Annotated in this window: 20 protein-coding genes and 1 pseudogene; 8 read left to right on the forward strand and 13 right to left on the reverse strand. The window is 46.6% G+C overall.

Features of this window, described 5'->3' with window-relative positions:
• Positions 1–30: 30 nt before the first annotated feature.
• From bslm_RS18300 to arfM, 9 genes and pseudogenes are all read right to left on the reverse strand, one after another.
• Entirely contained in the window at positions 31–555 is a 525-nt protein-coding gene (locus bslm_RS18300; protein ID WP_003227595.1) for a dihydrofolate reductase family protein, read from the reverse strand.
• A 9-nt stretch (positions 556–564) separates the two neighbouring features.
• Positions 565–2292, reverse strand: coding sequence for an ABC transporter ATP-binding protein (locus bslm_RS18305; RefSeq protein WP_044052434.1), 1728 nt, complete (start codon positions 2290–2292; stop codon positions 565–567).
• Between the two features lie 88 nt (positions 2293–2380).
• Positions 2381–3883, reverse strand: coding sequence for a cardiolipin synthase (gene cls, locus bslm_RS18310; RefSeq protein WP_041351299.1), 1503 nt, complete (start codon positions 3881–3883; stop codon positions 2381–2383).
• Positions 3884–4013: 130 nt separating this feature from the next.
• Positions 4014–4231: pseudogene (locus bslm_RS21745) on the reverse strand (YitT family protein); the annotation flags it as partial.
• A gap of 143 nt (positions 4232–4374) precedes the next feature.
• A complete protein-coding gene (gene narI / locus bslm_RS18315) occupies positions 4375–5046 on the reverse strand; it encodes a respiratory nitrate reductase subunit gamma (RefSeq protein WP_003227587.1) in 672 nt (223 codons plus the stop codon).
• A complete protein-coding gene (gene narJ / locus bslm_RS18320) occupies positions 5043–5597 on the reverse strand; it encodes a nitrate reductase molybdenum cofactor assembly chaperone (RefSeq protein WP_017696266.1) in 555 nt (184 codons plus the stop codon). The genes narI and narJ overlap by 4 nt, the downstream gene beginning before the upstream one ends.
• A gap of 25 nt (positions 5598–5622) precedes the next feature.
• Positions 5623–7086, reverse strand: a complete 1464-nt coding sequence (gene narH, locus bslm_RS18325) for a nitrate reductase subunit beta (protein WP_014481212.1) — start codon at positions 7084–7086, stop codon at positions 5623–5625.
• Positions 7076–10762, reverse strand: a complete 3687-nt coding sequence (locus bslm_RS18330; protein ID WP_046381395.1) for a nitrate reductase subunit alpha — start codon at positions 10760–10762, stop codon at positions 7076–7078. The genes narH and bslm_RS18330 overlap by 11 nt, the downstream gene beginning before the upstream one ends.
• Before the next feature lie 190 nt (positions 10763–10952).
• Positions 10953–11429: a Crp/Fnr family transcriptional regulator ArfM gene (arfM, locus tag bslm_RS18335; protein WP_003243032.1), complete on the reverse strand. Its 477-nt coding sequence runs from the start codon at positions 11427–11429 to the stop codon at positions 10953–10955.
• A 143-nt stretch (positions 11430–11572) separates the two neighbouring features.
• Between arfM and bslm_RS18340 the strand changes: the two genes are divergently transcribed.
• The gene (locus bslm_RS18340; RefSeq protein ID WP_014481214.1) at positions 11573–12292 is read left to right on the forward strand and encodes a YwiC-like family protein; all 720 of its coding nucleotides are present in this window, start codon (positions 11573–11575) and stop codon (positions 12290–12292) included.
• A gap of 31 nt (positions 12293–12323) precedes the next feature.
• Here bslm_RS18340 and fnr read toward each other — a convergent pair whose 3' ends face one another.
• The 4 genes from fnr to bslm_RS18360 form a co-directional block, all read right to left on the reverse strand.
• Positions 12324–13040: a fumarate/nitrate reduction transcriptional regulator Fnr gene (fnr, locus tag bslm_RS18345; protein WP_046381396.1), complete on the reverse strand. Its 717-nt coding sequence runs from the start codon at positions 13038–13040 to the stop codon at positions 12324–12326.
• A 98-nt stretch (positions 13041–13138) separates the two neighbouring features.
• Positions 13139–14326: a nitrate transporter NarK gene (gene narK, locus bslm_RS18350; RefSeq protein ID WP_046381397.1), complete on the reverse strand. Its 1188-nt coding sequence runs from the start codon at positions 14324–14326 to the stop codon at positions 13139–13141.
• Between the two features lie 135 nt (positions 14327–14461).
• Positions 14462–16132, reverse strand: coding sequence for an arginine--tRNA ligase (gene argS / locus bslm_RS18355; RefSeq protein WP_003227570.1), 1671 nt, complete (start codon positions 16130–16132; stop codon positions 14462–14464).
• Positions 16129–16557, reverse strand: coding sequence for a YwiB family protein (locus tag bslm_RS18360; RefSeq protein ID WP_003243604.1), 429 nt, complete (start codon positions 16555–16557; stop codon positions 16129–16131). Before bslm_RS18360 ends, argS begins: the two co-directional genes overlap by 4 nt.
• Before the next feature lie 312 nt (positions 16558–16869).
• Between bslm_RS18360 and sboA the strand changes: the two genes are divergently transcribed.
• From sboA to albE, 7 genes are read left to right on the forward strand one after another with little or no spacing between them, the layout of a single operon-like run.
• Positions 16870–17001 carry a subtilosin A gene (sboA, locus tag bslm_RS18365; RefSeq protein WP_003222002.1) on the forward strand — a complete coding sequence of 44 codons (132 nt, stop codon included), beginning with the start codon at positions 16870–16872 and terminating at the stop codon, positions 16999–17001.
• A complete protein-coding gene (sboX, locus tag bslm_RS21145; protein ID WP_010886632.1) occupies positions 16958–17110 on the forward strand; it encodes a bacteriocin-like protein SboX in 153 nt (50 codons plus the stop codon). The genes sboA and sboX overlap by 44 nt, the downstream gene beginning before the upstream one ends.
• A 24-nt stretch (positions 17111–17134) precedes the next feature.
• Complete coding sequence (gene albA, locus bslm_RS18370; RefSeq protein ID WP_015714887.1) at positions 17135–18481, forward strand: subtilosin maturase AlbA; 1347 nt, start codon at positions 17135–17137, stop codon at positions 18479–18481.
• Positions 18482–18493: 12 nt separating this feature from the next.
• Complete coding sequence (albB, locus tag bslm_RS18375) at positions 18494–18655, forward strand: antilisterial bacteriocin subtilosin biosynthesis protein AlbB (protein ID WP_003222006.1); 162 nt, start codon at positions 18494–18496, stop codon at positions 18653–18655.
• A complete protein-coding gene (locus tag bslm_RS18380; protein ID WP_003227564.1) occupies positions 18652–19371 on the forward strand; it encodes an ABC transporter ATP-binding protein in 720 nt (239 codons plus the stop codon). Before albB ends, bslm_RS18380 begins: the two co-directional genes overlap by 4 nt.
• On the forward strand, positions 19364–20674 hold the full coding sequence (gene albD, locus bslm_RS18385) for an antilisterial bacteriocin subtilosin biosynthesis protein AlbD (RefSeq protein WP_046381398.1): 1311 nt from the start codon (positions 19364–19366) through the stop codon (positions 20672–20674). The genes bslm_RS18380 and albD overlap by 8 nt, the downstream gene beginning before the upstream one ends.
• A complete protein-coding gene (gene albE, locus bslm_RS18390; protein ID WP_080481011.1) occupies positions 20664–21824 on the forward strand; it encodes an antilisterial bacteriocin subtilosin biosynthesis protein AlbE in 1161 nt (386 codons plus the stop codon). Before albD ends, albE begins: the two co-directional genes overlap by 11 nt.

The following is a 21824-nucleotide window of genomic DNA, read 5'->3' on the forward strand; positions in this document are numbered from 1 at the left end:
AAAAGGATAGACATCTGTCTATCCTTTTTCTTATGCTCTTACATAATGGAGCTGAACCGCTTGTCCAAATTGTTTTGTCCCTTTTAACCGCAGTTTTGTTTCATTTGTTAGTTCGTGAAACAGCGGGATGCCGCTTCCTAAAACGACGGGAATAACAGTGATGATGAATTCGTCGATGGCATCTTCTTTCATAAAGTCATTCACAAGCTCTGCCCCGCCAGCTATCCAGATGTTTGAGCCTTTTTCCTGTTTCAAACGGGCAGTGAAGGCTCTGGCTCCCTCATTGATAAACGTCACATGTTCATCTTGATAACTGTCGGGCGATCCTGTAAAAACATAGCAGGTTTTATCCTGATACGGGAAAACCGGTGTTAGCACTTTAACGTGCTCATATGTGCTCCGCCCTAAAATGACTGTATCAACAGTCTGATAAAAATCACTGTAGCCGTTGTCACCTTCACCTTCAAATTCATCCAGCCAATCGATGCTTCCATCTTCTTTTGCGATCATCCCGTCCAATGAAACAGCAATGTACAGCACAGTTTTTCTTTCCATGTTCTCCTCCTATCGATGCACCATTTGCCCGAATTGCGCTTGATGCAGCCTGCTGTATAGGCCTCCGGCTTCGATCAGGTCTTGATGACGGCCTTGTTCTTCAATACCGTTGTTTGTGACGACTACAATTCTGTCCGCGTCTTTGATTGTTGCCAGCCTGTGGGCGATGACAAGCGTCGTGCGCCCCTCAGACAACTCTTGAAGCGCCTTTTGGATCGCCGCTTCCGTCTCTGTATCAAGGGCTGAGGTGGCTTCGTCGAGAATCAAGATCGATGGATTTTTCAAGAACATCCTTGCAATTGACAGACGCTGTTTTTGCCCGCCGGAAAGCTTCACGCCGCGTTCGCCAATCATAGTATCCAATCCATCGGGCATGTTATGGACGAGCTCTTCCAGATGCGCCTGCTTCACAGCTTGCCAAATGTCTTCTTCAGATGCGCCTAATCGGCCGTAGGCGATATTTTCTCTAAGCGTGCCCGAGAATAAGAAAACATCCTGCTGCACGACGCCAATCTGCCCGCGCAACGAAGAAAGCGTCATGTCTTTTATACTGATGCCGTCAATCGTAATGTCGCCCTCCGATGCTTCATAAAAACGCGGAAGCAGACTGCAAAGCGTTGATTTCCCCGCACCTGACGGACCGACGAACGCCACCGTTTCCCCGGCTTGAATGGATAGGTTGATGTCATTGAGGACATTGTGATGGTCATCATAGCCAAACGAAACATGTTTATAGCGGATATTACCCTTCAGGCCGGAAACATCTCTCGCATCAGGTGAATCCTGAATGTCCGGCTCTGTCTCCATGAGCTCCATATAGCTTTTGAAACCCGCGATCCCCCTCGGATACATTTCGATAATGGCATTAATTTTGTCAATAGGCCTGAACAGCACATTCGTCAGGAGCACAAACGCCACAAATTCCCCGTACGATAAGGAGCCGCGAATGACAAACCACGTCCCGCACAAAAGAACAAACAGCGTGACAAACCGAGTCAGCATATAGCTGATTGACCCGTTTTTCGCCATGATTTTGTAGGAAGAAAGCTTTGTGGAACGGAAACGCTGGTTGTTGACGGCGAAGCGTTCTTTTTCAAATGCTTCATTTCCGAACGCCTGCACAAGCCGGATGCCGCCGATGTTATTTTCTACACGCGCGCTGAAGTCTCCGATATCCTTGTTCAGCGTGGTAAATGCTTTGGTCATTTTTTTGTTGAAATAAAGCGCTAGCCAAATGACGATCGGCATAATGATAAACGTTAATAAAGCAAGCTGCCAGTTAATAAACAGCATCACTCCGAACGCCCCGAGAATGGTCATGACCGCAATGAATAAGTCTTCCGGACCGTGATGGGCGACTTCACCGATATACATTAAATCGTTCGTGAGCTTCGACATCAGCGTTCCCGTCTTGTTGTTGTCGTAAAATTTGAACGAGAGCTTTTGCAAATGGTCAAAAAGCGACTTTCTCATATCAGTCTCAATATTGATACCAAGCATGTGTCCCCAGTAGGTCACGATATACTGAAGAGCCGAGCTGAGCGCGTACACCGCAAATAACCCGATTGAGGTCGCGATGATCAGCCCCCAGTCCCTGCCCGGCAGCAAGGTATCAATAAAATAATTGACGATCAAAGGAAAACTCAGCTCCATTAAACCTCCCGCGATCGCTGAGAAAAAGTCGAGAAAGAACAACGTTTTATATGGTTTATAATATGAAAAAAATTGCCGCAACACCCTATCTTCCCCCAATGTATAAATAACTGATAATATTTCTCAATTATACTATACACGGGCTGTTTTGAAAGATCAGATTTCTTTTTTCTTACAGAACACCTGAAAACAGGCGGGCAAACGACTCTTTTGTCCGGTCAGCCACGCCTCTCTTATAAAAGCCGACAGGGCTGAGCTTTTCACTTTCCTGCATATCCTCTTCAAAATGGGCCTCAAGAGTTCGGATCGCTTCGGCATCCGTGAAGAACACATTCACTTCAAAGTTGAGCTGAAAGCTGCGCATGTCCATATTCGCGGTACCGACGGAGGCGAGATCGCCATCAATGATCATGACTTTTTGATGCATGAAGCCTTTTTGGTAGGAGTACACTTCAATGCCCTCAAGGAGCAGCTCCGGGAAATAGGACCTCGACGCGTATTGGGTCAAAAAGCTGTCGTTCTTCTCCGGCACCATAACCCTTACCTCTACCCCCTTTGTCGCCGCTGCTTTTAGCGCCGTGCGAATGGATTCATTGGGGACAAAATAGGGCGTGGCGATCCATATTGATTTCTGCGCTGAAGAAATCATTTCATAATAAAGGTCGCTCATGCTTTCCTTCATGTCAGGGCCTGTCGCGACAATTTGATAAATGCCTCCTCCTTCCACGGGAACCGGGGTATTGTACTCCTCTTGATCAATTAACACTTCATTGGAGACGTATTCCCAATCCAGCATAAAGATAGCGTGGAGCGTTTGCACAATTTCCCCCTCAAGCCGCAGGTGTGTATCTCTCCAAAATCCGATGTACGGATCTCTGCTGATATATTCCTTCCCAACATTTAATCCACCCACAAAACCGGTTTTCCCATCGATGATCACGATTTTCCGGTGATTTCTGAAATTCAGCTTCTGGTTGAAAAACCCGTATTTCAGCGGAGAAAACGGGACGATGTCCACCCCCGCTTGTTTCATTCTCATAATATCTCTTCTTGCCAGCTTCATGCTTCCTGCCGCATCGTATAAAAACCTCACCTCGACACCTTGGCGCGCTTTCTCCATCATAATATCCATCATGCCGTGTCCGAGCATGTCTGATTTAAACATGTAGTATTCAATATGTATGTAAGATTCCGCTTTTCTCATTGCTTTGAAAATGTCCGGGAAGGTTTCTTCGCCGTTTTTCAGCACTTTGATGTTGCTTTTCGTATTGATATTCATATGGGCAGCCCTGATGGAATATGTAAAGAACCTCTCTTGATTGTCCTTCAGCCCTGTCACTTCGGGCGTTTCCTCCTTGTCAAACAGCTTCCTGAGCTTTTCCCTGTTGTACATTCGTTTTGTCTTAAACAGCTTTCCCTTTACATAAAGCTGTCCCGAAAACAGATAAAACACGTAGCCGACGATTGGAAAAAAGACAAGAATATGGATCCATAGCAGCGTGTGCTGCGAGGTGCGGTTTTCAAGAATTAATGAATAGATGCTGAACAAAATAATGCTTATATAGCAAAGCAATCCTCCGTAAAACTCAAGCCTGGAAACCGGAAAAAACCAAATGACATATGCCCCGATGAGCATCATATATAAAAAGAAAAATTCCAGTCTCCTTTTCAGCATCCTGATTCTCTCCAATCTGATTCAATTACCTCTGTATTACCTCTTTTTTCTAATCGATAAACCTTGTAAGCAAAAAACCTCTCCGCCAAAGGAGGAGAGGTTTAGAGAAAACTAATTGTCAAGGGGTTCATCCGCATCGTTTCTGCAGAAATAAAGCAAGACTATTGGCAACGCCGAGTGAAGCCTGATGCTACAACATGAACGGCAGGCCGAACCCGCTCAGCACTCCGGCACGCGCCGAAAAAGAGGCGGCGCTGTGACTGCAAATACGGTGGATAGAGTAAATTTGATACCCATTCTGATGAGAGAAAATACATAAAACGGGATATTGATCAGAAAGAAAATAAGGAGTTAGTCAGGCTGAGTCATAATCTGCTGTTCCGCCGGTTTAAAATGAGTAAAATCCGTTTTATTCTTGATGTTATTTCCAGGATTCCCGGCCGCCCAGCCATTACCTTGGCAGAAAAAACCCCCTCTTGCAAGGGGGATTTTCACGAGCGTTTCCGATATACAACGTAGCTGCGGGTCAGATACTTGAGCGGCAGACTGAACACATGAACCAATCTTGTAAACGGCCACAGGATAAAAACGACGTAGCCTATCACAATATGAAACTTAAACCATAGCGGGACACTCTCCATCAAAGAGGCGTCAGGCCTGAACAAAACGATTTCCCTGAACCACGGCCCGACTGTGGTCCGGTAATCAAATCCTTTCGAATCAATGTTGAGAAACGTGGCCGCAACGCCTGACAGCATCATAAACAGCAGCAGGAGGAGCGTAAGGATATCGGATGGCGAGCTCGTTTTGCGGATCCTTTTGTCAAACAGCCTTCTGTACGTCAGGATGACAAGTCCGGTACATGCCGCAATGCCCGCCGGCAAGCCAGCGCCAATCGCCATTTTGTGATACATATGCTCTGAAATGCCAAGGGAAGCATACACGCCTTCCGGGATCAGAATCCCCATGACATGCCCGCCGACAACGCACAGCAGTCCCCAGTGAAAAAGTGTGCTGCCCGCGGCGAGTTTTTTCTTTTCTAACATCTCGCTTGATTTCGCCGTCCAGCCAAATTGGTCATGCTGATAGCGGTAAATATGGCCGCCGATAAAGATTGTCAATACAATGTATGGCATAATACCCCAGAGGATCTGCCCGCTCATGCCTGAACAGCCCCTTCAACGCTTTCACGTACGCCAATGTTTTCAAGCGCGGCCAGCAGCACGTGCAGCAGTTCAGCGTATATACTGTCATTTTTTTCGAGACGGGATGCCAGCTCCCTCACATTGGACAGATATTTCTCAAACACGCTTCTCGCTGCTTCAATTTCTGCAGCCGCAGCAAATTCCAGCATCAGCGGCAGATAATCAGGCAGCTCTTTCTCTGTCGGCAGGAAACCGGATTGCTCGTATGTGTTTTTTAAATGCAGCAATTCAACGCCGCGTTCCCTTTGCTCGCCCGAGTTAAAGTAGGTGACATACATATTTGTTTTTTTCCCAAAGTCGAATGTATAGACATAGTGTTCAATCAGCGCTTCCGGTGAAAAGCTGGCTGACGCTTCGAAAAAGTGCAGCAGCTTCTCCCGGATTTGCCGGTTGCTGATTTCATGGATAAGAGCCTTCCAATCGGGAATCTCGGCTCTCCACTCTTCATCCGGATAAGAGAGAAGAGTGGAAAGAGCGGAGAACGTCATTTGCCGGTCTGTGGTGTTCATCTTGTTACACCTCATTTATCAAAAGTTAGAAACAGGAGCCGGGGCCGCCTGAAAATGATAAGCCGCAGCTCCCTTGTTCAGCATATAAATCTGAAACTTCTTCTCGATGACTGCTCGGTATCACAAAGCGGTCATCATATTTGGCAATCGCAAGCAGCCGATACATATCTTCAATTTGCTGTTCTGTTAAGCCGACACTGGAGATCAGTTCCGGGTCGATTGATTTATTCGTCTGGATCGCTCTCATATACTGGCGCATGACAGACATTTTCTTCAACGTTGACCGAATATGATCCGTATCACCGGCTGTTAACAGCTGCGCCAAATAATCTATCGGGATTCTCATTTGGTCGATAGCCGGAAAAATATCTTCTGCGGATTGCCGGCTGCCTTTTCCTTCAAAGAGATTCATAATCGGACTGAGCGGCGGAATGTACCACACCATTGGCAGCGTGCGGTACTCTGGGTGAAGCGGCAGCGCAATCTTCCAGTCAATGATCATTTTATAGATCGGCGATTGCTGCGCAGCCTCTATCCATTCAGCCGGAATGCCTTGTTCTTTTGCCAGTTTGGCAACCTCAGGATCATTTGGATCAAGAAAAACGTCCAATTGGGAATGATAGAGATCCTTTTCATTTTCAACAGATGCCGCTTCCTCCACTTTGTCCGCGTCATACAGCATGACGCCGAGGTAGCGGATTCTGCCAACACACGTCTCAGAGCAGATGGTTGGCAGTCCCGCCTCCAAACGCGGAAAGCAGAGTGTGCATTTTTCCGCTTTGTTCGTTTGCCAGTTAAAATAGACTTTTTTATAAGGACAGGATGAGACGCAATATCTCCATGAACGGCATGCGTTTTGATCCACAAGCACAATGCCGTCCTCCTCGCGTTTGTACATGGCGCCGGATGGACAGGATGAGACGCACGCCGGGTTGATGCAGTGCTCGCAAATACGGGGCAAATACATCATAAAAACCTCATCGAATTCTGTTTTGATCGATTCCTCCATCTTTTGTACGTTGGGATCTTCAAGTCCCGTTATGTGGCCGCCCGCGAGATCATCCTCCCAGTTCGGTCCCCATTCGATATTCATGAAATCCCCCGTCAAGGACGATTTCGGGCGTGCTACCGGCTGGTGTTTTTTCTGCGGGCTGTTCGTTAATGTTTCATAATCATAGTTCCAGGGCTCATAGTAATCATCAATCGACGGCTGATTCGGATTATAGAAAAGGCCTGCAAGCCGATTGGTTTTCGAGCCCGATTTCAACTCGAGCTTTCCTTTTTTCAATGTCCAGCCGCCTTTATATTTGTCCTGGTCCTCCCATTGCTTCGGGTAGCCGATGCCCGGCTTTGTTTCTACATTATTGAAGTACATATATTCCGCACCGGAACGGTTTGTCCACGTGTTTTTACAGGTAACGCTGCACGTGTGGCAGCCGATGCATTTATCCAAGTTCATGACCATACCGATTTGCGCTTTAATCTTCAAGCCAATCGACCTCCTTCAGCTTGCGGATGACGACGTTCAGGTCGCGCTGATTCCCCGTTGGACCGTAATAATTAAAGCCGTAGCTGAGCTGGGCGTAGCCACCGATCATCTGTGTCGGCTTGACGTGAATCCTTGTCGGGCTGTTATGGGTGCCTCCGCGGTTATTCGTTAGCTTTGTGCCTGGCACGTTGATGTGGCGGTCTTGGGCATGGTGCATAAACGCCATTCCTTTAGGAATCCGATGAGACAAAACCGCTCTTGCGACGACAACACCGTTTCGGTTGAAGCATTCAATCCAATCGTTGTCTTTGATATCCGTGTCCTCTGCATCATCTTTATTCATCCACACGGTCGGCCCGCCGCGGAACAGCGTCAGCATCGGCAGAGAATCAAAATACATGCTGTGGACAGACCATTTATTATGCGGCGTCAAATAATTGAGGACGATTTCTTTTCCCTCTTGATCAGGCCGCTTGCTCAGAAACGGGCGATGCTGGAGGATCGGTTTGAATGTCGCCATCGTTTCACCGAATTCCATCATCAGTTCATGATCGACATAATAGGATTGTCTGCCTGTCAGCGTCCGCCACGGAATTAATTTTTCAACATTTGTTGTAAACGGCGAATACCTGCGCCCTCCTTTTTCAGAGCCGGAAAACGCCGGAGACGTGATCACCGTTTTCGGCTGGGCTGTAATTTGTTCGAACGTAAAGCATTCTTCCTCGCGTTCTTCCGCCAGGTCTTTCAGCTTCAGGTTCGTGATGTTTTCAAGTGATTCCCATGCTTTGACGGCGACCTTTCCATTCGAAGTGGATGATAGGGTTAAAATCGCTTCTGCTGCCTGCTTTGCTTCACTTATATTCGGACATCCCTTTGCGACACTGTCCGAGGTGATTTCTCCCAATCTCTGTTTGAGTGATTCATATTCATCGGCTATTGACCAGCTCATCCCTTTTGTTCCGCTCGGCTTTAAAGCAACGTTCGGACCAAGTGCAGTCATTTTAAGAAAAATGTGTTTGTAATCCCGTTCAACGACTTGGATATTCGGCATCGTTTTTCCCGGAATGGCTTCACATTCGCCTTTGCTCCAGTCATTGATTTTGCCGAATGGCTGGGCCAATTCCCGCATGGTGTCGTGGAGGAGCGGCGTCGCAACCACTTCTTTCACGGGCTCCATATCGACTTCTTCTGCCAGATCGGAAACGGCTTTTGACAACGCCTTGAAAATATCCCAGTCTGACTTCGATTCCCACGGAGCCGAGATCGCAGGAGCAAATGGATGAATGAACGGATGCATATCTGTGCTGCTGAGATCGTGTTTTTCATACCATGTCGCCGCCGGCAGCACGATATCGGAATACAGCGCCGTACCGGCCATTCGGAAGTCAAGATTGATTAACAAGTCGAGCTTTCCTTCCGGCGCCTGCTCCCGCCATTTGATTTCTTCAGGGCGGATGCTGTCGCTGTCGTCATTCATCAAGCCGTTCGTCGTCCCTAACAAATGCTTGAGAAAATATTCATGCCCTTTTCCTGAGCTTGAGATCAGATTTGCCCGCCATACGAAGAGATTTCTTGGGAAATTCACTTCATTATCGGGATCTTCAATCGCGAATTTCAGTTTTTTCTCTTGGAGCTGTGAGGCCACGTACGCACCAACGTCTTCAGGTGTTTCTGCCCCTGCTTTTTCAGCTTCTTTATACAGATCGATGCCATTTTGATTGAAAGTCGGGTAAGACGGAAGCCACCCCAGCCGCGCGGCCAGCACATTGTAATCAGCGTGGTGCTTGTAGCGGGATGAAGCAGCAATCGGTGATGCCAAATCACTGATCGGCTGGTCCTCATAACGCCACTGATCTGTCGCAAAGTAGAAAAATGAGGTGCCATTTTGCAGCTTGGGCACGCCTTCCCAGTCCTTTGCAGTTGCAATCGTCTGCCACCCTTCAGCAGGTCGGAGCTTTTCCTGCCCCACGTAATGGGCCCAGCCTCCGCCGTTTACGCCTTGGGCACCTACAAGTAAAACAAGATTTAACACCGCTCGGTAGATCGTGTCGGAGTTGAACCAGTGGTTAATGCCGGCCCCTACGATAATCATGGACCGGCCGTCTGTATCGATCGCATTTTGGGCAAACTCTCTGGCAATCTTAACGACAGCTTCTTTTTTGATTCCTGTCATTTGTTCCTGCCAGGCAGGCGTAAACGGCTCAGGATCATCATAGGAGACAGCCGATCGTTCGCCGATACCCCGGTTCACGCCGTAGTTAGCCAGTATCAAGTCAAACACGGTCGTGATGTACGTTTCTTCACCGTTCAGGTTCATTTTTTTAATAGGAAGATCCCGCTCGAGCACTTTGTTTCCGTCATTTGAAAAATACGGGATGCGCACCGTGCCGATTTCGTCCTCTATTCCCAGCACAGAGAGACGGGGTTCAATCGGTTCCCCGGTTTCTTCATCAATCATGTGCAGGTTCCATTTCTGCTGCCCGTCCCAGCGCGAGCCCATTGTCCCTTGGGGTATGGCAAATGAACTAGTCTGTTCATCCCAAACCGCAGGCTTCCACTGATCATGCTTTGTCTTCCGCCCGATGTCCTTCGCATGCAGAAACCGTCCCGCTGTGTATACGCCATTTTCTTTTGACAGGGTGACGAGAAATGGAAAATCAGTGTATTGCTTCGCGTACTCAATAAAACGTTCAGTTTCTTGGTTCACGTAAAATTCCTGCAGAATGACGTGACCCATCGCCATCGCAAGCGCCCCGTCAGTCCCTTGGCGAATACTCAGCCAGTCATCCGCGAACTTTGAGGATTCCGCAAAATCCGGACTGATCGAAATGACCTTAGCGCCTTTATAGCGGGCCTCCGCCAAAAAATGCGCGTCAGGCGTTCTCGTTAACGGAACGTTGGAGCCCCATGTGATAATATAGCCGGAATTGTACCAATCACTGCTTTCCGGAACGTCCGTCTGGTCACCCCAAATTTGCGGGGATGCTGGTGGAAGATCCGCATACCAGTCATAAAAACTGAGCATAGGGCCTCCGATTAACGACATAAACCGGGAGCCTGATGCATGGCTGATCATGGACATGGCCGGAATCGGAGAAAAACCGACGTTTCTGTCAGGCCCGTATTTCATCACTGTATACAGCAGAGAGGCTGAAATCAGCTTCAGCACCTCCGGCCATTCAGCGCGCACAAAACCGCCTTTCCCTCTCGCCTGTTTATAGGACTTCGCTTTTTCAGGGTTTTCGACGATCGATTTCCAGGCTTCCAATGGATTTTGATGTTCTTGCAGTGCCTCCCGCCATAAATTAATCAGTACACCGCGCACGTATGGATATTTCACACGCAGCGGGCTGTAGATATACCATGAAAAACTGGCCCCCCGCGGGCAGCCTCTCGGTTCAAAATCAGGCATATCCGGGCCTGTTGATGGATAATTCAAATTTTGCCCTTCCCACGTGACAATTCCGTTTTTCACATAAATATTCCAGCTGCAAGACCCTGTACAGTTAACGCCGTGGGTGGAGCGAACGACTTTGTCGTACTGCCATCTGTTTCTGTATACATTCTCCCAATCGCGATCGTCGCGGGTGGTTTGGCTATGTTTATTTGAATGGTGTTCGATAGGAGAGAAATAATTCAATCTCCTAAACAACGGACTCCTTTTCTTTTTCTTCATGAGAGTTCACTCCTTCCGAGTCAGGTGATGCTAAGTTCACTATAAACAGAGACAGCGTGTTTCCTTGTGAACTATGTCACACACTCCGCTTTTTTCACAAAATGTTCACACAAAGGAGAAGGAAGGCTGCGTTCAGGCAGAACGCTTGGGTCATTAGCCGCCTTTCAAAGATCAAAAAAACCGGCTCTATTTAAGAACCGGGCTCGGCGTTTTCATCCTGTGATGTATGCAGATACCGCAAAAATAATTGATAGGAACAAAAAACATTTTGCTGAAGCATAGCCAAAAAGTTCATTTGCAGCTGCGGATGATAAGACATCATTTTCTTAAATATGTAATATGGGATGTTGAGAATCAGAATGTCTGAAGTGGCATTGACTGAGATAAAGGGCGATAAATAAAGCCCGCCTTTTTCATCAATCGGAAACACATCGCCTTTTTCCCACAGCGCAACGGTTTTCGACCCTTCAGGGAGCCTTGTGTCCATAAAACGGACACTGCCTTTTAATACAATATAAACAGATTGAGAATGAAGAAAAGATGGAGACTGATCACATGAACCGCGGATAAACGTGCCGTTTTTCAGCAAGGTTTCGACAATGGATAGAGGCACTTCATTAAACATAGGAAGTTGTTTCAGAAATAATAAATAGTCACACTGATTCATAGGAAAACCTCCTGTGCTAAGGATAGCTTTAGTGTAGCTCGACTGAGCCTGTACAGCAGTGATGTATTTCACAGCCTGTATGATGAATGTCACTTATCAGGAGGGTGAATGCATTTATAATGAAAGAAAAAAGGAGGATTTCGATGAAGGCGCTGATTCCGAAGCAGCACGGGGCGTGGGCGATGCTGCTGATCCCATTTTTACTCGGCATGGTCAAGGGAGGCCCCGTTATTTGGCATATTCCGCTCTTCCTTGGTTGGCTTTTCCTATACTTAGCGGTTTATCCCGTTACGCTTGCCTTAAAAAAGAAACAAAGCAAACCATATCAAAAGTGGATGTGTTATTACGGTTTTCCCGCCTGCTGCTTTTTGATGATCTCGGTCTTTCATAAGCCGCCTCTCATCTGGGTGGGCGTTTCTTTACTGCCGCTGTTTCTCATACATATGTATTTTGCCCGCAGAAAAAACGAACGAGCCTTATTGAATGATGTTGCAGGTGTCTTGTTCTTTTGTTCGGGCGGGTTTGCGAGCTGCTGGCTGGGGATGGGAACCCTTGACGGCTGGGCTTGGTTTATTTTCTTGCAGTCTGCTTTATTTTTTATCGGGAGTTCCTTTTATGTGAAATCGGTGATCCGCGAGAGAAAAAACAGGGCATTTGCATACTGGTCATGGGGATATCACCTGCTGCTCCCCTTTTTATCCGCTCTTTTCGGAGCAGGATGGGCGTTTCTCGCTTTTATCCCGAGCAGCTTGCGGGCATGGTTTTTTCATGGAAGGGATTGGCCCGTAAAAACGATTGGCATTCTGGAAATCGTGAATGCCTGCTTCTTTCTTGCCGTCATGTGCCTGTTTATCACAAGGTAAAAAAACAAGGACACCGCTGTCCTTGTTTTTTTCAGTCAATATTGCAAATCTCCAGCGGGCAATTTTCACACTCAATCTCACATCGTAAATAGTCCCGCTTGTGCAAAATAATTTTTCCGGATTCGTCTATCGAAATAACCCCTTTTTTGCGGAGATCTCCCAGCATACGGTTGATGCTTTCCCGTGCAGCCGCGCAAAACTTTGCCAAATCCTGATTTGTCAGGACAATGTTAATCAGAATGCCGTCGCTTCGCTCCACTCCGTAGCTGTTTGATAAACGGATAAGGGTAGAATAGAGCGCCCCCTTTTTGCCATGAAGAAGCAGATCCCTGATTTTGGACTGAATCTTCCGGAGGTGCGTGCTCATCCATTTCATGAACTCAAATGTTAAAGCGCCGTTTTGGATTAATTCTTTTTCCAGCTTATTTTTATTAATGACGAGCACCTCGCCATCCTCTAGCACTTTTGCACTGAGCATATACCTCGGTTCTTCAGTGAAAAGTGTTAATTCTCCGACGATATCATGCTTTTGGCAGATTCTAAGCGTCAGGTCTTTTCCGTCAGATGTCAGCTTGCCGATTTCAATGAGTCCTGATTGAATCAGATAAAGCTCTTCTGCATCCATTCCTTCTCGAAACAAATACGTGTGTTTTTCCATTTTTCTTTTCGTGCTGATCGATTCCAGCAATTCATGCAGATCGCTGGATATAAGATCTCTATCAGATGGTCGAACAGAGAGAAAATTCATGAGCTCACCTCGAAGAAAGTCACGTTGTGTGTTTATTGTAACGTGAATTGATTTGTACCCATCGAGAAAAAACTAACAATCTTGTGAATGCCCCAGTGTTAGTTGATGCTCTGGCTGTTTCTCTCCGTGTGTGTTTTCATTCTTTCCTGCCAATACATCCATATGACAAGGACAAAGCTGGCTAACGCCACCTCTGAAAGCGCCATAAACCCGATCGCGTACTGGCCTGTTGCCTGAAACACACTCGCCAATATGAGCGGAGGAAAAAAGCCGCCTAATCCGCCCATGGCAGACACAATCCCATTGGCAATCCCCGCTTGCTTCGAAAAATAGAAAGGCACCAGTTTAAAAACAGTCCCGTTTCCTATGCCTGAGCAGACGGCCACGGTTAATGATCCAAACGTATAAAGGCCGATTGTCGGCGAGAACGATAGGATAATGCCTGATAATGTAAGCCCGGCAAAAACAAACATCAAGATGCGGAGCGGGCTCATTTTATCAGCCAGGAATCCGCCCGCAGGCCTGAGCAGCGTAGAAACCGCAATAAAGCCAGCCGTCCGCAAGCCGGCATCTGCAGGATTCAGCCCAAAATGCTCCACCAGAAAGTTCGGCAGATAGATAGTGAAGGCGACAAAGGCACCGAACGTAATAAAATAAAACAGGCTCAGAAACCATAGCACATGATTTCGGTAAACGGCTTTGATTTGAGTCTTAACAGAAACTTTGACCTTCTTCTCATGCCTGTCACCGAACAAAACGTGCAGTAAGGCAAAGACAGCCAGCAAAACCAGATACATCTGCACGGTTGATTTCCACCCGACGGCTTGAGCGATAACCGGCGCTGCAAATGTCGTAACGGCTGTCCCGATATTTCCTGCACCGTAAATCCCATTGACGACACCGTGCTTTTCTTTCGGATAATATTTCGGGAGGGAGGTCACTCCAATGGAAAACACCGCTCCCCCGATCCCTAAGAAAAAGCCGCCGGCGATTAAATCAAACAGAGAATCCGCGATACTGATCCAAAATACAGGAAATAAAAGCAGGATGAAACTGATCATAAACATCAGCCGCGCGCCAAACCTGTTCGTTAAATACCCTAGAGGAATGCGAAGAAGCGACCCGAGGATAACGGGAATCGCCGTCACCAAAGAAATCTCGCCCTTGCTTAAATGAATATCTAATGTGATTTGGGAAATGAGTGATGAAATCAGCACCCAAACCATAAACCCTGCCACCAAGCTTAATGACTGTAACGATAATTGAATGTGTTGACGGTTGATCATTTGGCTTGCCCCTTTCAATGATTCAATAATCAGTCTTATCATACAAAAACTCGGCAAACAGGATTGTGAATTACATCACACGTTTTTCTCATAAAAAAAGGACAAAGCCCGAAGACTTTGTCCTTTTGATCGTGATTACATTTTTTCCGGAGCCGATACGCCGATCAGCTGAAGCGCATTGTTCAGCGTAATTTGCGTTGCCTTCATTAAAGCCAGGCGCGCGCGGCTTTTCTCTTCATTTTCAGGGTCGATGACTTTCTCTGCATTGTAGAAGCTGTGCAGAGCAGAAGCCAGATCATAAATATAGTTAGTGACACGGTGCGGAATTCGTTTTTCCGCTGCTTCCGCCACTGCCTCTGGGAAGCCGCCGATCGTTTTCAGCAGATCGTATTCTTTTTCTGATTGAATATGGCTGAAATCAAGATCTGCAGCCGGTTTAAGTCCCTGCTCTTCCCCTTGGCGAAGCATGCTGCAAATACGGGCATGCGCGTATTGTGCATAATACACGGGGTTTTCGTTAGATGTTGATACAGCAAGATCTAAGTCAAAATCCATATGGGTGTCCGCACTTCGCATCGCAAAGAAGTAACGAACGGCATCCAAGCCGACTTCTTCAATCAGGTCACGCATCGTTACGGCTTTACCGGTCCGTTTGCTCATTTTCATTTTCTCGCCGTTTTTGTAAAGGTGAACGAGCTGAATGATTTCTACTTCAAGCGTTCCTTTTTCATAGCCCAGCGCTTCAATTGCCGCTTTCATACGCGGGATGTAGCCGTGGTGATCGGCGCCCCAAACGTTGATCAGCTTATCAAAGCCGCGGTCAAGCTTGTCCTTATGATACGCGATATCAGGAAGCAGGTACGTGTACGTGCCGTCCTTCTTGATCAATACGCGGTCTTTATCATCGCCGAACGTCGTGGAACGGAACCAAGTCGCGCCGTCTTCTTCATAGACATGGCCTTTTTCGCGGAGCGCTTCAAGCGCCTTGTCAATTTTTCCATTTTGGTACAGTGAAGTTTCTGAATACCACACATCAAACGGCACACGGAAGTTTTCCAAGTCCTTGCGAAGCTTTTCCAGCTCGTATTTCAGGCCGTATTCACGGAAAAACGCGAGGCGTTCACTTTCCTCTTCGTTAACGAAACGATCACCGTATTCCTCAGCGAGACGCTTTCCGATCGCAATGATATCCTCACCGCGGTAGCCATCCTCCGGCATCGGTTTTTCCAATCCGAGTGCTTCAAAGTAACGGACTTCAACAGAAAGCGCCAGATTGTTGATTTGGTTTCCCGCATCGTTAATGTAGTATTCGCGGCTTACATCGTAACCCGCTTTTGAAAGCACGTTGCACAAGGAATCGCCGACAGCCGCCCCGCGCGCATGCCCGAGGTGAAGGTCTCCCGTCGGATTCGCTGATACGAATTCTACCTGAACTCGTTCACCGTTTCCGATGTTCGTTTCCCCGTATGCTTCCCCTGCTTCCAGTACAGACGGAATCAGCTTTGTTAAATACTGATTGTTCATATAGAAATTGATAAAACCCGGGCCGGCGATATCCAGTTTTTCAATCGAAGCCTTCCCTTTATCAAAATGGGCGACAATCTCTTCAGCGATTTGACGCGGCGCTTTTTTTGCCACTCTTGCCAGCTGCATCGCCATATTCGTTGAGTAGTCGCCGTGTGTTTTATCTTTCGGTGTTTCTAAAACAACATTGGGAATCTGGCTTTCTTCAGCCAGTCCCGCTTTCAGAACGGCCGCTTTAATTTCTTCTTTCAGCACGTCCTTCATTTGTTCCGCAATGTTCATGCGTGAGTTCCTCCCTCATACGTGATCGTCATATTATGTAAATGCTCCTGCTCGTCTCCGACATGCATGTCATATGCGATGCTGATACGGCCTTTTTCTTCATCGAGATCAGATTGAATCGATTTTGTGCTTGTTTTCAGCTCAAGCTCACCAAATGACATTTTATATTTAGCAATTGTGGAAGCTCCCGTTACGAAACGCTGATTCATTTTGACAGCGCCTGACCTCATGACCAGGACTTCGCCTTCGCTTACTTTCACAATCGTTTTGACTTTGCCTAAGTCGTGTTCTTCATAATAAGATAGATACACTTTATTTTGTTTTACATAGTAAAATCCGGTGGTGCGGAATTCGATGACTTCTTGGTTTCCGTCATCCTCGATCACAGACTTCACATGGAGTGTTATCGGTGTCTCTTGCTTCATTCTGACACGTCCTTTTCATCATTCCACTTTGACTTGAATAGTATAATCATTCGGTTTGTAAACTTCAACTGCTTCTATCTTACCATCATTGCTCATCAGATTTGAAGATAAACCTCATAAAAAGCATTTCCTTATATAGAAGAGAAAATCATATCACTAATTACCTTTAGGAAATGTTACATTTTTCCGAAATCTATCATTTTCTTTTCACATTTTTTTCAAATTATATGTATTGAATTAGTAATTTGATAGTTTTAAGATAAAAGTACAACATAGATCTGCTAGAAAAACAAAAAAAGGGAGGATTCAATTATGAAAAAAGCTGTCATTGTAGAAAACAAAGGTTGTGCAACATGCTCGATCGGAGCCGCTTGTCTAGTGGACGGTCCTATCCCTGATTTTGAAATTGCCGGTGCAACAGGTCTATTCGGTCTATGGGGGTAAGGATCTCCCAAAAGGGCATAGTCATTCTACTATGCCCTTTTTAAGTAAATTACAATTTTTAACTAAAATCTACCTCTTGGATATACATACACAACCGTTTTTCATTTGAATCATATGTATAGGGGATGGTATTTTGTTTATAGAGCAGATGTTTCCATTTATTAATGAAAGTGTAAGAGTTCACCAGCTTCCTGAGGGCGGCGTGTTAGAAATCGACTACTTGCGCGATAATGTCTCCATTTCTGACTTCGAGTATTTGGATCTCAACAAAACGGCTTACGAGCTCTGCATGCGCATGGATGGCCAAAAAACAGCTGAGCAGATTTTAGCTGAGCAATGTGCAGTGTATGATGAATCACCGGAAGACCATAAAGATTGGTATTACGACATGCTCAACATGCTCCAGAACAAGCAGGTTATTCAGCTTGGAAACCGGGCCAGCCGCCATACAATCACCACGAGCGGAAGCAATGAATTTCCGATGCCGCTCCACGCCACCTTTGAACTGACGCACCGCTGTAATTTGAAATGCGCCCACTGTTATTTGGAAAGCTCACCTGAAGCGCTCGGCACCGTGTCGATTGAGCAATTCAAAAAAACGGCTGATATGCTGTTTGATAACGGTGTATTGACATGCGAAATCACAGGCGGAGAAATTTTTGTCCATCCAAACGCCAATGAGATTCTTGACTATGTGTGTAAAAAGTTCAAAAAAGTCGCTGTCTTAACAAACGGAACACTCATGCGAAAAGAGAGTTTGGAGCTTTTGAAGGCTTACAAGCAAAAAATCATCGTCGGCATTTCTCTTGATAGTGTCAATTCCGAGGTCCATGACTCCTTTAGAGGGAGAAAAGGCTCTTTTGCCCAAACTTGTAAAACGATAAAATTGTTGAGTGACCACGGTATATTTGTCAGAGTCGCCATGTCTGTCTTCGAAAAAAACATGTGGGAAATCCACGATATGGCCCAAAAGGTTCGGGATCTCGGAGCGAAGGCGTTCTCTTACAATTGGGTTGACGATTTCGGAAGAGGCAGGGATATTGTCCATCCAACGAAAGACGCCGAGCAGCACCGCAAGTTTATGGAATACGAGCAAAATGTAATTGATGAGTTTAAAGATTTGATTCCGATTATTCCTTATGAGAGAAAACGCGCGGCAAATTGCGGCGCTGGCTGGAAGTCCATTGTGATCAGCCCGTTCGGCGAAGTACGTCCTTGCGCCCTCTTTCCAAAGGAATTTTCATTGGGAAATATTTTTCATGATTCCTATGAAAGCATCTTTAACTCCCCTCTCGTCCATAAACTGTGGCAAGCGCAAGCACCGCGGTTCAGCGAACATTGCATGAAAGACAAATGCCCGTTCAGCGGCTATTGCGGAGGCTGTTACTTAAAAGGGCTGAACTCTAACAAATATCACCGAAAAAACATTTGCTCTTGGGCGAAAAATGAACAATTAGAAGACGTGGTCCAGCTTATTTAGGAGGGAAACGATTTGTCACCAGCACAAAGAAGAATTTTACTGTATATCCTTTCATTTATCTTTGTCATCGGCGCAGTCGTCTATTTTGTCAAAAGCGATTATCTGTTTACGCTGATTTTCATTGCCATTGCCATTCTGTTCGGGATGCGCGCGCGGAAGGCTGACTCGCGATGAGCATTTTGGATATACACGATGTATCCGTTTGGTATGAACGGGACAACGTCATCTTAGAACAAGTGGATTTACATTTAGAAAAAGGCGCCGTTTACGGGTTGCTTGGGGTAAACGGCGCCGGAAAAACGACACTGATTAATACGCTGACAGGCGTGAACCGCAATTTCAGCGGGCGCTTTACACTGTGCGGAATTGAAGCGGAGGCCGGCATGCCGCAGAAAACATCAGATCAGCTGAAGACTCACCGTTACTTCGCCGCCGATTATCCGCTGCTATTTACAGAAATTACGGCGAAGGACTATGTGTCTTTCGTCCATTCGCTTTATCAAAAGGATTTTTCAGAGCAGCAGTTTGCCAGTTTGGCCGAGGCCTTTCATTTTTCGAAATACATCAATAGGAGAATTTCGGAGCTGTCCTTGGGGAACAGGCAAAAGGTTGTATTGATGACAGGCTTATTGCTGCGCGCTCCCCTGTTTATTTTGGATGAGCCGCTCGTCGGTTTGGATGTGGAATCGATAGAGGTTTTTTATCAGAAAATGCGCGAGTACTGTGAAGCAGGCGGGACCATTTTGTTTTCTTCTCATCTGCTCGATGTCGTGCAAAGATTTTGTGATTATGCGGCTATTCTTCACAACAAACAGATTCAAAAGGTCATTCCGATTGGAGAGGAGACCGATCTGCGGCGGGAATTTTTTGAGGTGATCGGCCATGAATAACATAATCCCTATCATGTCTTTGCTGTTCAAACAGCTTTACAGCCGGCAAGGGAAAAAGGATGCCATCCGCATTGCCGCAGGCCTTGTCATTCTGGCCGTGTTTGAAATTGGGCTGATCCGCCAGGCCGGCATTGATGAATCGGTGTTGCGCAAAACGTATATCATACTCGCGCTTCTCTTAATGAACGCATATATGGTGTTTCTTTCTGTGACATCTCAATGGAAGGAATCTTATATGAAACTGAGCTGCCTGCTGCCGATTTCTTCACGGAGCTTTTGGCTCGCCCAGAGTGTCGTTTTGTTTGTCGATACCTGTTTGAGAAGAACTTTATTCTTTTTTATTTTACCGCTGTTCTTATTTGGAAACGGAACGCTGTCAGGGGCGCAAACATTGTTTTGGCTCGGCAGGTTTTCGTTTTTTACCGTTTACTCCATTATTTTCGGAGTTGTGCTAAGCAACCACTTCGTCAAAAAGAAGAACTTGATGTTTCTGCTGCATGCGGCGATATTCGCCTGTGTATGTCTCAGCGCCGCTTTGATGCCGGCCACCACGCTTCCGCTTTGCGCGGTTCATATGCTGTGGGCGGTGATCATTGACTTTCCTGTCTTTCTGCAGGCGCCTCCGCAGCAGGGCAAGATGCATTCATTTATGCGGCGATCTGAATTTTCGTTTTACAAAAGAGAATGGAACCGATTTATCTCTTCTAAAGCGATGCTGTTAAATTACGCGGTAATGGCGGTATTCAGCGGCTTCTTTTCGTTCCAGATGATGAACACCGGCATCTTCAATCAGCAAGTGATTTATATCGTGATTTCCGCGCTTTTGCTCATCTGCTCGCCGATCGCCCTTTTGTACTCGATTGAAAAAAATGACCGGATGTTGCTCATCACGCTTCCGATCAAGCGGAAAACGATGTTTTGGGCGAAATATCGCTTTTATTCAGGCCTATTGGCAGGCGGATTTCTCCTTGTCGTGATGATTGTGGGTTTCATCAGCGGCCGTCCGATTTCAGTTCTCACTTTTTTGCAGTGCATTGAGTTGCTGCTGGCGGGAGCTTTTATCAGGTTAACTGCGGATGAAAAAAGGCCCTCCTTCAGCTGGCAGACGGAGCAGCAGCTATGGAGCGGTTTCTCAAAATATCGGTCTTATCTGTTTTGTCTTCCCCTATTCTTAGCCACATTAGCCGGCACCGCTGTATCCTTGGCGGTCATTCCGATAGCCGGTCTGGTCATAGTCTATTACCTGCAAAAACAGGATGGTGGTTTCTTTGATACAAGCAAAAGAGAACGGCTTGGAAGTTAACCTGCTGAAGACTCATCAATTTTCAACTATATCAATCGCCGCGAGCTTTCTGAAACCGATCGAAAGCGCGGCGGAACCTGAGGAAGAAACAATTTATTTTTACGGCGCCGCCGCGTACCTGAAGGAGCAAATCATTGACGCTTTCGGTTGTGCTGCCGGCAGCCGTTTCATGTACTCAGCGAATCTCTTTTTTGATCAGCAGCTGAAAACCTGCGGGACCCGTTTGATTCACCCATTATATAACGGGAATCTTCATGTTGACGCCCTGCTGAAAACTTTTGCAGACTTGTCTTTCCCTTCTTCTCTTTCATTCGAAGCAGTTGAAAAGGCCAGGAATGAGCTGCTGCTGAGAATCGAAAAGAAATTCACTGATCCTTTCTCCTACTCGGCGGCGCGCTTGGCTGAGGAGGTCTTCGGAAACCCGATGTACGGCACAGGCATGTTTGGCCGGAGAGACAGGATAAAGGCGATTCATCCTAAACGGTTTCTCGACGCAACGGACTTTATCGTTGATTTAGTGTCCCAGCAAAAACAGCTGAACATATTGGGACAAGTACAAGCATGTGATGTTCGGGGACATGCCCCGCAAACGTCCGCTGTAACGTCCGGAAGAATACCCGTAAACCGGCATGTTTTTGAAACAGAGACACGCAGCGCTGCAGGTCCTTCCGTCTTGACACTCGGATTTGACTGCGGAGAGATGAAAGATGCCAGCGATTATATCAAAATACAGCTAATAGACGGATTACTGGGAAAGTACGGCCATTCCGCTTTATTCAAGCACTTCAGAGAGAAGGATCTGGCAGTCTATCACGTTATCACCCGTTACGATGTCATGAACAATTTGCTGCTTGTTTCAATATGTACAGATCAGCTTCATGAGAAAGACATTCCCCCGCGCGTTTTGGAAGCTGTCTCAGCTTTTCATACAGATGAGCGGGAACTAGAACAGGCAAAGCAGTTTTTACGCAATGAATTGCTGCTGCAATTCGATTCTCCCGAAGGTCTATTGGCCTATATGGGGGTCCTGCGCCGCTTCTCCTGCACGAAAGAAGCCTTGCTGGATGGCATCTCAGCGGTTACATGCCGTGATGTATTGCAATTCATAGCGACCATCAATTATATCGGAGCTCATGTAGTAAGGGGATGA

The sequence above is a fragment of the Bacillus sp. LM 4-2 genome, from assembly GCF_000978495.1.
Taxonomy (GTDB): Bacteria; Bacillota; Bacilli; order Bacillales; family Bacillaceae; genus Bacillus; species Bacillus subtilis.

Excerpts from the sequence above, each read along its gene's own strand:
- bslm_RS18300 (WP_003227595.1), bottom strand. The coding sequence starts at position 555 with ATGGAAAGAAAAACTGTGCTGTACATTGCTGTTTCATTGGACGGGATG.
- cls (WP_041351299.1), bottom strand. The coding sequence starts at position 3,883 with ATGCTGAAAAGGAGACTGGAATTTTTCTTTTTATATATGATGCTCATC.
- narI (WP_003227587.1), bottom strand. The coding sequence starts at position 5,046 with ATGAGCGGGCAGATCCTCTGGGGTATTATGCCATACATTGTATTGACA.
- narJ (WP_017696266.1), bottom strand. The coding sequence starts at position 5,597 with ATGAACACCACAGACCGGCAAATGACGTTCTCCGCTCTTTCCACTCTT.
- bslm_RS18330 (WP_046381395.1), bottom strand. The coding sequence starts at position 10,762 with ATGAAGAAAAAGAAAAGGAGTCCGTTGTTTAGGAGATTGAATTATTTC.
- arfM (WP_003243032.1), bottom strand. The coding sequence starts at position 11,429 with ATGAATCAGTGTGACTATTTATTATTTCTGAAACAACTTCCTATGTTT.
- bslm_RS18340 (WP_014481214.1), top strand. The coding sequence starts at position 11,573 with ATGAAGGCGCTGATTCCGAAGCAGCACGGGGCGTGGGCGATGCTGCTG.
- fnr (WP_046381396.1), bottom strand. The coding sequence starts at position 13,040 with ATGAATTTTCTCTCTGTTCGACCATCTGATAGAGATCTTATATCCAGC.
- narK (WP_046381397.1), bottom strand. The coding sequence starts at position 14,326 with ATGATCAACCGTCAACACATTCAATTATCGTTACAGTCATTAAGCTTG.
- argS (WP_003227570.1), bottom strand. The coding sequence starts at position 16,132 with ATGAACATTGCGGAACAAATGAAGGACGTGCTGAAAGAAGAAATTAAA.
- bslm_RS18360 (WP_003243604.1), bottom strand. The coding sequence starts at position 16,557 with ATGAAGCAAGAGACACCGATAACACTCCATGTGAAGTCTGTGATCGAG.
- sboA (WP_003222002.1), top strand. The coding sequence starts at position 16,870 with ATGAAAAAAGCTGTCATTGTAGAAAACAAAGGTTGTGCAACATGCTCG.
- bslm_RS18380 (WP_003227564.1), top strand. The coding sequence starts at position 18,652 with ATGAGCATTTTGGATATACACGATGTATCCGTTTGGTATGAACGGGAC.
- albD (WP_046381398.1), top strand. The coding sequence starts at position 19,364 with ATGAATAACATAATCCCTATCATGTCTTTGCTGTTCAAACAGCTTTAC.